The sequence below is a fragment of the Mycoplasmoides genitalium G37 genome, assembly GCF_000027325.1.
In the GTDB taxonomy this organism is placed as follows: domain Bacteria; phylum Bacillota_I; class Bacilli_A; order Mycoplasmatales; family Mycoplasmoidaceae; genus Mycoplasmoides; species Mycoplasmoides genitalium.
In genome coordinates this window covers 221,570-233,035 of sequence record NC_000908.2, presented here as the reverse complement: position 1 = coordinate 233,035, position 11,466 = coordinate 221,570, and the positions used below count along the sequence as shown (strand labels likewise).

General features: G+C 38.7%; 7 protein-coding genes and 1 pseudogene. All 8 read right to left on the bottom strand.

Annotation, left to right across the window (positions count from 1 at the left end; translation table 4 throughout):
* Position 1: 1 nt before the first annotated feature.
* The 8 genes and pseudogenes from pheS to mgpA all read right to left on the bottom strand — a co-directional run bounded on the left by pheS (position 2) and on the right by mgpA (position 11,466).
* Entirely contained in the window at positions 2–1,027 is a 1,026-nt protein-coding gene (pheS, locus tag MG_RS01100) for a phenylalanine--tRNA ligase subunit alpha (RefSeq protein ID WP_010869368.1), read from the bottom strand.
* Between the two features lie 335 nt (positions 1,028–1,362).
* Entirely contained in the window at positions 1,363–1,605 is a 243-nt protein-coding gene (locus MG_RS03025; RefSeq protein ID WP_408634318.1) for an MgpC family cytadherence protein, read from the bottom strand.
* Positions 1,581–1,766 (bottom strand): annotated as a pseudogene (locus tag MG_RS03020) (adhesin); the annotation flags it as partial. The gene MG_RS03025 and the pseudogene MG_RS03020, both read right to left, overlap by 25 nt.
* A 787-nt stretch (positions 1,767–2,553) precedes the next feature.
* The gene (locus MG_RS02980; protein ID WP_041593671.1) at positions 2,554–3,048 is read right to left on the bottom strand and encodes an adhesin; all 495 of its coding nucleotides are present in this window, start codon (positions 3,046–3,048) and stop codon (positions 2,554–2,556) included.
* A 119-nt stretch (positions 3,049–3,167) separates the two neighbouring features.
* Complete coding sequence (locus MG_RS02975) at positions 3,168–3,575, bottom strand: hypothetical protein (RefSeq protein ID WP_041593670.1); 408 nt, start codon at positions 3,573–3,575, stop codon at positions 3,168–3,170.
* Between the two features lie 125 nt (positions 3,576–3,700).
* Positions 3,701–3,868 carry a hypothetical protein gene (locus tag MG_RS02885; protein WP_009886012.1) on the bottom strand — a complete coding sequence of 56 codons (168 nt, stop codon included), beginning with the start codon at positions 3,866–3,868 and terminating at the stop codon, positions 3,701–3,703.
* Between the two features lie 100 nt (positions 3,869–3,968).
* Positions 3,969–7,121: an adhesin P110 gene (locus MG_RS01080; protein WP_041593683.1), complete on the bottom strand. Its 3,153-nt coding sequence runs from the start codon at positions 7,119–7,121 to the stop codon at positions 3,969–3,971.
* Positions 7,122–7,131: 10 nt separating this feature from the next.
* Entirely contained in the window at positions 7,132–11,466 is a 4,335-nt protein-coding gene (gene mgpA / locus MG_RS01075) for an adhesin P1 (protein ID WP_010869366.1), read from the bottom strand.

Below are 11,466 nucleotides of genomic sequence, written 5' to 3'. Positions count from 1 at the left end.
TTTAGTCAGTAAACTGGGTTAAAAACTTAAAGTTGTTATCATAAAAATCACGGATATCATCAATCCCATACTTTAACATTGCTAAGCGTTCAATCCCAATTCCTGCTGCTATCCCAGTAATATTTTCAGTATCCCCAATTCCCATGTTATTCATCACCTGGGGATGGATGATCCCCGCCCCTAAGATCTCAATTCACTTGGTTTGCTTACAAATAGAACAACCATTTTGACATAACCAACACCTAATGTCAATTTCAAACGAGGGTTCAGTGAATGGGAAGTGGGATAGTCTAAACCTAGTAAAAGTATTTTCCCCAAAGAAATGGGTGATCATATTGTTAATAAACCACTTTAAATTAGCTAATGAAAGCCCTTTTTTAATCCACATAAAATCAAGTTGGGTAAACTGATGGGAGTGGGTGGCATCATCACTATCATTACGAAAAACCGCTCCTAAAGAGACAACCCTGATATCAGGATTATTAGTTTTTTTAGAAGTTCTGACTGCTTTTAGCGTGGTAGCAGTACAATGGGTTCTCAATAAACTGGTTTTATCGATATAAAAAGAATCAGATTCATTCCTACTGGAATGATCTTTAGGGATATTTAAAAGATCAAAACAGTCACTAATACTGGTCAGTTCACTATCAAAATTAATTGTGAATAAAAAGCTTTTAAAGTATTCAACTAAATTATCAATAACCTGATATAGTGCGTTATTAGAACCATTGGTAAACTCTGTTGCTGGTAGCATCACATCAAGTGAAGGTTTTTGACTAACTTGGTTATTTATTTCAAAGGTTTTTTTGTAACTAGTTAACAGATCAGTTAGTTGAATATCAAGTGATTGATAAAGCTTACCTAAACTACTTTTTTCACTTAGTTTTGTAGCGGTTTTAATCTTTTGGAGTAATGGCTTTAAATCACTGTTGTGTAAAGTGTTCTTAAGATTAACTAAAGTAGTTAAATTCTTAGCTTTTGCAAATGCTTTTTTTCACTTAGTAATTAACTTGTTTTGATCAATCATGAAGTTATATTAATTGTGCTATATAGATCAAAAAATCATTAAGTAACAATAATAGTTTAGTTTGTTATTAAATTAAGCAATTACAAAAAATAACTATTTTTTTGTCAAAAAGCTTTTTTTGTGCAATTTAGTAGATGGGAACAGAAGTTGTATAAAGTCATGTTAATCTTTTATTTCTGTTCCCACTAAATCGCTTTTAATAAAAAATTACACGCTTTTGCTGTGTTTAAATAATAGTTGCTTAGTTCCACATTCATTAATAAAAGATACGCTTTCAAATAAATTAGGTTGGTCGTATATTAAGTGCATCTCTTTGTTAACCCATAGGCAACTTACTAATTGGATAAATAATTAACTACCTGTTTTTTGTTGACAGGTAGTTTTTTTATTGTCCCATAACTATTCAACGGCGTAGCGTTGATCAAGGAATTGATCGCTACTGATGATTTTTGATCACTTTTCACAGGATAAGCCGTTTTAATGGTTCCTGATGAAGTTTGATTACTATGACTATCTGAATAAGGAACAACGAAGGAAAAGGTGTCTTGCTTCCCTGCATTGCTGTTCCCTTCCCCAATTTCGCTTTGATGTTTTTAGTTGTTAGGAGTTTTAACAAGCTGGTCATGTTAGTCAAATCACTATTTGATTGTCACTTGTCAGGTTCAATTAACCTGTTGTAGGTGTTGGTGGTTTGGTATTGACCACTTTTCACCTTGTTGGGTTGAAAGTAGAGGAAGGAGGCTAACCACATTCCTCATTCCATCCCCATCAAACAAGATACCGATGCTTTCCAACGCTTGCTTGGTGTTGAGGTATTTATTAAATGTTCCAGAAGATGATCCCCCTCCTGTACTTAGGGGCGCATCACTAGCTGCCGTTGATTCTTCTGTTGAACTCCAATTCGCTTGATCCTTCCCTTTGCCCTGCTTGGTCCCATCAATTGGTTGGTAAATTGGTCAGGATTCACTTAGTTTTCTATATGCATTGCCTTTGTCTAATTTAAACCCAGTTGAAGCATTGGGGCTGGGATTGTTGTTTAGACTGATGGAGTTGCGCATCGATCGTCAATTAGTTGCTTGCCCACTACCCAGATGTACCGCTACTTGTGTCTTACCCTTCTCTTTAGCCAAACTACTATTAAGCGTATACTTGGTAAGGGGTTGTTCAAGAATTAAATTTTTCAGTACATCGTTCATGTTGCTAGAAACATTCGGTACATCTAACTGATACTTTTTCACCATCGTTCACTTGATGCCAACATTGGTGGAATTAGTAAATTCGACCACATAGGAGGGTTTGTTGTTAGTTGAATCAAAACTAATGTTGTTACTGCCACTTGAACTATATGTAAGCTTCACATCCTTGGACTTGAACAACACAAACAAGTTGGTGTTATGGATGGTTTGGTAATAGGGGTAAAGGTTTTATTAATTAAATAAAGGTAAAGCCTAGTGTTTTTTAACTATTAAACAAATAAAAAACTAAGAAAAATTCAAAACTTTTTTAACTATTAAATAAGTAAAAACCTAATAAAAATAAGCTAATAAGTTTTTATTTAGTTGATAAAAACCGCCATTCACCTCCCCAAGCCCCGGGAGGTTGCCTCCTAATTTATCTGTTTCGTTTCATTTTTGCTCACTATCCTTGTTAAATTGATCTCCCGTTCCACTCTTATTGATCAATACCGGGATAGTTCCTAGTAAGCTTCTGAGCAACAGTTGATTTCGTTGCGGGTTATTCTTATTAGTGAAAGTCAATGCATTGCTTCAGTCACTGGTGGGACTGATACTGTTGGGTAAATGGGTGTAGGTGGTTGGTTTGGAGGAGCCACCTGAAGTGACTTTATTATCATCTGAATTGGGATTAAAGGGGGTACTACTATTGCTAGGTTTCACATTATCAAAAGGGATGCCATTATTGTTACCTTGTTTGCGATACCCAGCCCCAGTTCAGATGTCAGGTGAAGAGTTAGGGGTAAACACCCACCGGGTGTTCTCTTTGTTTAAGTGTTGAGTGATCATTGATTTAACCCCAACATTGATGTTAGAAAAAGTGGGGAGGGGGGTATTTGAACTAACAGAAAGGGAAGCAGTGTGGGAGTTGGAGAAGGGTTTGTTGTTGCCGATTCAGGGGAGAAAGTCTAAGTCGCCCCCATCCCCTTCTCTCTTGCTATTTGATCAGTAGTCAACAATGGCTTTCAGGCCTTCTCTCCGGCAAAATCCTTCTGTGCATCCAACTTCACCTCTGTCCCACTATTTTCTTTATGTTTCAGTGGCTTTTTAGCAAAGTCGGATTTGGTGAGGGTGTCAGACCCTGAAGAACCTTTCTCCACCTCTATCTTAAGGGCCTTGCGAGGAGATGTAGCCATACCACTCATGGATGAAGCAGTTGTTTCACTGAGTTTCTCCCCTTGTTTACTTGAATCCTTCATTGGACTATCTTTTTGCAACCTTTGGGTGGGATCAAAAGAATCAGTTGCTTCCACTTCCAAACTCTCTTTGACTACATCCTTACTGAGCTTGTGGTACTCTAATACCACCTTAGGCACTAGTAAAAATAAAAAACAAAACTAATAAGCTTTGTTATAAAGTTGTTTTAACTTCCGTTTTGAGATCTTGTTTAACCATTTCTTTCTTTTCAATGGTTTATATTGTCTTAAAGTAGAATACATAGTTAATTTTTAAAATAACGGCGTTTTTTTAGTTTGGCAAGCTGACGCTTTTGTTGTTTGAGTCAATAACGCTTAATCATTGGGTTATCACTGATCTCTTCACTCAGTAAGTGCCACTGCTTTTTATTAAACAAGTGGTCAGGTTTTATTTTTTTAACTGTTCTTTTCATATCCACTCTCTAAATTGCAAGTTTAGTGAAAAGTGACAAAAAACAAAAAAACACAACCTTGTTTTAAAGATTGTGTTTTAGGTTATTGAAAGGTTAAAAACTAACTTTTGGTTTCTTCTGACTTAACTTCAACAGCTTTTTGTTCCCCTTCAGGTTTACTTGGTGGTTGAACAGGTGGTTTTAAAAAAGCAGCAGGTTTTTTAACACTAGGATTAGCAGCTTTCAATGCACTAGGTGCTTTTTTCACCACACCAGTTTGGGTAATAATCTTTTTGTACACACTACCGACAGCAGTTGTGAGTGTATCAACCTTTTTAAAGACATTAACAAACGATGCATCTTGGAGTTTTCTTACCCTGTACATTGGGATCCCAATCCCAAGTCCTAAGACTAACAAGATAAACAAGATCCCAACTGAAGAACCTACTGATACAGGGATCACCCATGCAGGGAGTGCTGCAAACCCAGCAAACACTCTTGAAGGGAAACCAATGTTTAAAGGTACCCCAGCGATGGTAGAGTTAAGATCATAGAAATTACCATCTAAGAACTGGATCCTTGGTGAGACACTAAGTGATGTATCACTTTGCTTAGTAGCAACAAGGGTAGCTTTTTGATCTTCAAAAGCAGGGGTGAATCTAAAGAAGGAGTTTAAGATTTCAGGGGTATTGATGATCTCATCAACAGTTTTATCAACTAGGTTTCTTGCTTGCAATACACTGTTATCAGCAAACTCAACTTTACCCCATGCATCAACCCTGTTTTCTGTGTAACTAGGTGCTAACCCACCGTTGTTGGTGGCAACACTATTACTTAGTTGGGTATCAATTTCAAACAACCCGTTGTTGTTTTTATAGATATCAATCTTATTTTGATCACTATCTTTAGCAATAACTGCACTGAATTCCTCACTAAGTGGGAGTACTCCAGTTAGGGTTTGGGTGGTAGATTGGATCCCTGATTGCACTGCTAGTGCACTAGGTGCTACATCAAGAGTTGTAGTAGCTTGGTCTTGGTTTAGTTCAATGCCAGTTCTTGAGACAGTGATAACACTAAAGCCCATGTTATCAGTGACAGGAGTTTGTTTACCATCATGGCTTGGTTTTAAGGAGCTGTCAAAGATATAACTCCATAACCCTGATTCTTGGTTATAGGTAACTTCTTTGAAGGTAGTGAGATCCACCGCACTCTCAGCAGCTGTGAACGGAGTAAATGAGAAGGAGATAGGTGCTATATTGTTATCAGTTGTTGAAAGCAATGAATCATTACCAGGGTTAAAGTTTAATCTAACAACACCCCCCCGTGTTAACACAACCGCTCCATAGTTAGCTTTCTTACCACTCATCACTGGGTTAGGATCAATTCCTGCTTTTAACCCAACTGAGAAGTTAGCTATTGAGTTAGCAAAACCATCAGGGGCAATTGATTTAAGCCCTGAGAAGGTAGTTACACTAGCACCCCTGTTTTCAGGACGCTTAAATCCATCTGCATCAATGATCCCTTCTGAATAGTTATAGGGAACAGGGAGGTAACGTGATTGGGTGTTTGATCAGTTTACCTTTGTATCACTACCAGTTGAATCAGCAGAACTTTTAGCACTTCGCAATTCATTAGGGGAGACAATCCCATAAACAAAGATCTGATCAGTTCTGGAAGGTAAACGTTCTTGGTTAGATTTAAAGTTATAGTTTAAACCTAACGCATCAAACACCCCAATCCCCTCATCCCCATAACTATTCAAGGGCGTAGCGTTAATCAAAGAATTGATCTTGACAGTTGATTTTTGATCTTTTTTCACTGGATAAGCAGTTTTAATGGGTCCAGTTGTTCCATTATTTGTATGATTCCCCGAATAAGGAACAACAAAGCTGAAGGTGTCTTGGATTGAAAAACTCCCATTGATCGGACCATTTAGCCCCGTGTCGTTGGTCACTAGATCCTTATACCCCGTTTTACTATCTAAGCTAGTTGTTGTTGATCAAGCAAGTGCTTGGTCTTTGGTACTACTACTACTACTACTACTACTACTACTACTACTATCATACCCCACACTCCCCGCTTTAAAGCCACTGAAGATGATTTGATCATTGACACTGTCAATGCCACTGATCAGATATGCAGGTTGGGTGAAAGATTTGGAATGGAAGTTGTGGGAATTGGTACTGGTAGTTTCCTTATACCCCAACTGGTTCTCAACAAATTGTTTTTGTTTGTCTTCTCCTCAGTCTAAATTGGTATTAGCAAACCAGGTGGGTTTGTTACTTGCATTTTCCTGTGCACTCCGCTCCACCACCCAGTACCACATGCTGGGTAGAAAGCTGTTACCCATCACGACAATGTGGTTGTTGGTGACTGCTAGCTTGCTAGTAGAAGCATAATAGAGTTGGGTGATAACATTTCTTGGGGTTTGATCATCAAACAAGATACCGATGCTCTCTAACGCTTGCTTGGTGTTGAGGTATTTATTAAATGTTCCAGAAGATGATCCCCCTCCAGAAACACTGGGCGCATCATTTTTAGCTTCGTTTTCTTCAGTTGAACTCCACCCACTACTATCCTTCCCTTTGCCCTGCTTGGTCCCATCAATTGGTTCATAAATTGGTCAGGACTCACTTAGTTTTCTATATGCATTGCCGGTAGTGAGTTTAAACCCAGTTGAAGCATTGGGACTGGGATTGTTGTTTAGGTCATGTTGGTTGCGTTGACTGGTTCACTGATTTGCTTGCCCACTACCCAGATGTACCTCCCTTTGCGTTTTGCCCTTCTCTTTGGCCAAACTACTGTTTAAGGTATACTTAGTCAAAGGTTGTTCAAGAATTAAATTTTTCAGTACTTGGTTCATGTCACTACTTACATTCGGTACATCTAACTGATACTTTTTCACCATCGTTCACTTGATGCCAATGTTGGTAGAGTTAGTAAACTCGACCACATAGGAGGGTTTTTCACCTTGACTAGTTGAATCAAAACTAATGTTGTTACTGCCACTTGACTCATACTTAACTTTTACATCCCTAGACTTGAACAACACAAACAGGTTGGTGTTATGGATGGTTTGGTCAGCGATTTGATAAGAAGAATCAAGTTGTGCCAAACTAACCAGATCACTTTTAGAATCGGTGATGGGGGTGGCGAAGGGGGTGTAAGCAGTAACATTCTTACTATCCTCTTTGACAAGGAAGGTATTGGCTAGTGCTAATGGTAGAAAGGGTAATAGTAACCAGTATGCTTTTTTATAAATCTGTTTTCTCATTGTTTTCATCTTATTGTTTTACTGGAGGTTTTGGTGGGGTTTTAGGAGTTGGTTTGGTTGGGGTAGCTTGTTTTAACTTCTTAGGAGCGTTAGAGATCCCTGTTCTGTTAATGATCTCTTTAAAGACACTACCAACTGCTTTGGTCAAGACATCAACCTTTTTGTTAGAAAGATCAAACCCTGCTTGTAATGCCTTTTTGTTTCTGTGCATTGGAATTCCAATCGTTAATCCCAAAGTAACACTAAGGATAATCACTACTATAGGAACAGTTACAATCAAAGGTAAGACATAGTCTGCCCACTGGTTAAAGGGTTGAAAGACAGTTTGGGGACCTGTACTTGATGCATTTAGTACCGGGATAAACTGTTGGGTTTGAGGATCTTTGAACTCTAATCTAACTCCTAAGGTTTGGTTTTCTACTGAGTAACTAATTACCTTTAAGCGGATTGAAGCTTGATCAAAGCCACTAGGTAAGTTAACCAATAGTGGTACATACTGGTCATAGACAAACATCGTGTTAGGATCAAATAGTTCAGTTACTGGTAAGGTGAATAACCTATTAAAGTCAATCTGGTTACCAGGTTTAAAGCTAATTTTTTCAGTATCACTATCACTAGTTGCTCCCTGGCCATTGATAAGGTTAACAAGGGGAGTAGATACTACGCCAGTTAGTTTACCATCCATCTTGGTAAATGTACTATCACCTATCCCTATTTCACTCTTATTGTTTTGTTTACTATCAAAGAACTTTTTAAGTGTTTCTGCTTGAATACTAGTTTCTTCTTTTAGACCTTCACTAATATTTCCCGTAGTGGTGATGGTGTTAATCGTTTGACTAACACCCCCTCCATTATTATTTCCCTGCGAAGAAGCTGTTCCCTTCCCCAATTTCGCTTTGATGTTTTTAGTTGTTAGGAGTTTTAACAAACTGGTCATGTTAGTTGCTGCACTTGTTGCATCAACTGGTTCAATTAACTTGTTGTAGGTGTTAGTGGTTTGGTAAGCCTTCACCTTGTTGGGTTGGTAGAGTTGGAAGGAGGGTGAGAGGGTAGGATTGGTATCATAGGTAGTTGAACTATTTGGAAGGGATTTTAAAGCAGTTGGATCTCACAGTGATTTAGGGGTACCATCACTGTCTAGATAACTGCCTTTGAAACTAGTTCAAGGCTGATCTGCTCAGATAATGGTTTGATCTTGTAAGCTACTTAAGGTAATCCCTAGATAACCAGTTCTTGGTCTGATAAAGTCAGTGAAGGTAATAAACCAACCACCAAGTTGAAACCCAAAGCTGGTGTCATTGATTACAACAAGATTACCTACATCCTGACTAGTTCAGTTTAACCCACTACCTACTAGTGTACTACTACTACTACTACTACTATCAGCTTTAAAACCTATCTTAGGATCAGTAGAGTTGGTATTGGTGCCAAAAAAACCATAGGTATGGAGTAATGCGGCATTATACAACCCATTCACCTCCCCAAACCCAGGTAAATTACCCTCATTTGTCTCAGTTTTATCCCATTTCTGCTCACTATCCTTGTTAAATTGATCATTACTATCCCCACTCTTATTGATCAAGACCGGAATAGTTCCTAGTAAGCTTCTGAGCAACAGTTGATTGCGCTGCGGGTTATTCTTATTAGTGAAAGTCAATGCATTGATCCAGTCACTGGTGGGACTGATACTGTTGGGTAAAGCAGGATAGGTGGTTGGTTTGGAGGAGCCACCTGATGGTGTGACTTTATTATCATCTGAATTGGGATCAAAGGGGGTACTATTATTGCTAGGTTTCACCTGTTCAAAAGGAATGCCGTTTTTCTGATTAGCACTTTGAACGCGATACCCTGCTCCTGTTCAGATGTCAGGTGAAAAGTTAGGTATAAACACCCACCGGGTGTTTTCTTTATTTAAATGTTGAGTGATCATTGATTTAACCCCAACATTGATGTTAGAAAAAGTGGGGAGGGGGGTAGAAGAGGAAGCGGAAGTTGAAGGGGAGGGGGAGTTGGAAAAGGGTTTACCATTGCCGATTCAGGGGAGAAAGTCTAAGAACTGATCGAAGGTAGAACTATCAAGGTTAGGTCCGGTAGTAAAACGTTGTACTACGTTTAAATACCTAGCTCAGTTAGTGTTAGGATTAGGATTTAAACTTAAAAGTTGGTTAAACCTATCTGCTTCATTTTCAGCAAACTCATTCTCCTTACCATAGAAAATCTTATCACTTAGCCCTGTTAACAGATCTTCATTTAAGATAGCAGCAAACAAACTGTTTGGTGCATAACTGTTTTCATTAACAAAGTTAGCTGATAGGGGAGTGTTGGTTAGTTTGTTAGACCAGTTAAATAACTGTCAAGCATACAAACCACTGTATCGATAAGGATAAACGTGTTTTAACTTATCAGTGTTTTTGTAACTACTGATTAATGCTTCAACCGTATCATTATTAACATTGTCCTGGATATCAGGGTTATTTAAGAAGTAATGGGGACCAAATTTACTGCCCATTTCATCTTGGAGTCATGCTCCTACAGGAATATCAGGACGATTAGCTCACCCATAGGGAGTGAAGATCTGCAAGTCTTCTCTCAATAGTCCCTGGCCTTGAGCAACTAGGTTTAAGTGTTTTTCTAGTTGATCATACTTTAACCTAGGTACAGTAGCTGTATCACCCATTGTTAGTGTTCCTGCTAACACTAGTTGATTACCAACCCATTTCACCCCACTAACTGCCATTCTTGGTACATATTCAAACCACCTGTTGGTACCAAGGGGAAGATCTTTCAAGCCATTGGTTTGGGGATTAATTAATCCCCCAAATAACACTGCATATGGTCAACCTGTTACTGATGACTTACTAAAGTTATCAGTGTATTTAATCCTAAATACCCCAATACTTAAGGGATTGGTGGTAAACATCTTAGTAGCATGACCATTACCACCAAAGATAAATACCGAGTTACCAATAGCAACCATGTTACCAATGTTAGCAAAGTATGCTTCAAATGGTAAAGCTATTGGAGAAGAAGAGTTTTTTTTAAACCCGTCTTTTTTGTGATCAGTATCCCCTACCTTAAAGCCAGGGCTAGTGTTATCTGCCTTAGCTTGTCCTTCATCAAACCACTCCGGGTGTCTTCTTGGGTTAAAGAACCCTGTTGTTTGTAACAAGAGGTTTCTTGCGTTGTAATCCCAGATCCCATGGTGGTTTCACTTCGGGGTCTTTCAACTTGGTGGGTAGTTTTCAACCATCTTTTTAGGATCGATGTGATCAACAAGTCCAAAGGCAGTATGGTTTTCACTGTAGGGTGCATCATAGAAACTAACCACCGTCGCCCCCATCCCCTTCTCTCTTGCTATTTGATCAGTAGTCAACAATGGTTTTCAGGCCTCAGTAAACTCCTTCTCTGCCTCTAACTTCACCTCCCCACTACTGTTCTTATGCTTTAGTGGCTTTTTAGCAAAGTCGTTTTTTAAAAGTGAATCACTTTGACTCCCCCTTTCCACCTCCACTTTGAGGGCCTTGGCTCGAGTGGATGTAGCCATACCACTACTCATGGATGAAGCAGTTGTTTCACTGAGTTTCTCCCCTTGTTTACTTGAATCCTTCACTGGACTATCTTTTTGCAACCTTTGGGTGGGGTTGAAGGATGATTGGGTTGCTTTCACTTCCAAACTCTCTTTGACTACTTGGTTATTCAGGTTGTGATACTCTAATGCCACCTTAGGCACTAGTAACACAAAATAGAGGTTGGGGGAATGGGGGGATTGAACTACTTCTACTGGAACTTTACCTTTGATCTCATTCCAATCAGTAGGGGCATTACCAGTTAAACCAAAGCCTTTAAAAGGATCAAAGATAGGCTCGCCATTTAAACCCCTTTGCACCGTTGAGGGGTTTTCCATTTTTGCTAAGTTAATATCATATAAAGCTCTACCGTTGTTATCATACCTTCTGATTGCAAAGTTTTGCTGACCATCAAGGTATTTCTCAACAGCATTGAGATACTTGAGATTATCATCACTAGAATTCTTTGTAACACTTGAAATATTTAAGTTGTCATTTTGGCTTCTTACTAATCCAAATGATCCTGGGTTCTCTCCAGTAATCTTTAGTGAAGAGAAGTTGTTATTGTTTCAAGTCCAAGGGGTTAAGGTTTCATCAACTGCTTGTTGGTGTTTAACACTTAACTGCTTGGGTTGGTAAGCAAAGTTGCTCACGCTACTACGTTGCTTATTTTGGTTAAAGAGAAAATAACCACCTACACCTGTTATAACCCCAAGGGTAAGTGCAGCGGTTAGAAAGGCTCAAGACTTCTTAGCCAGTCTTTTCTTTGGTTGGTGCAT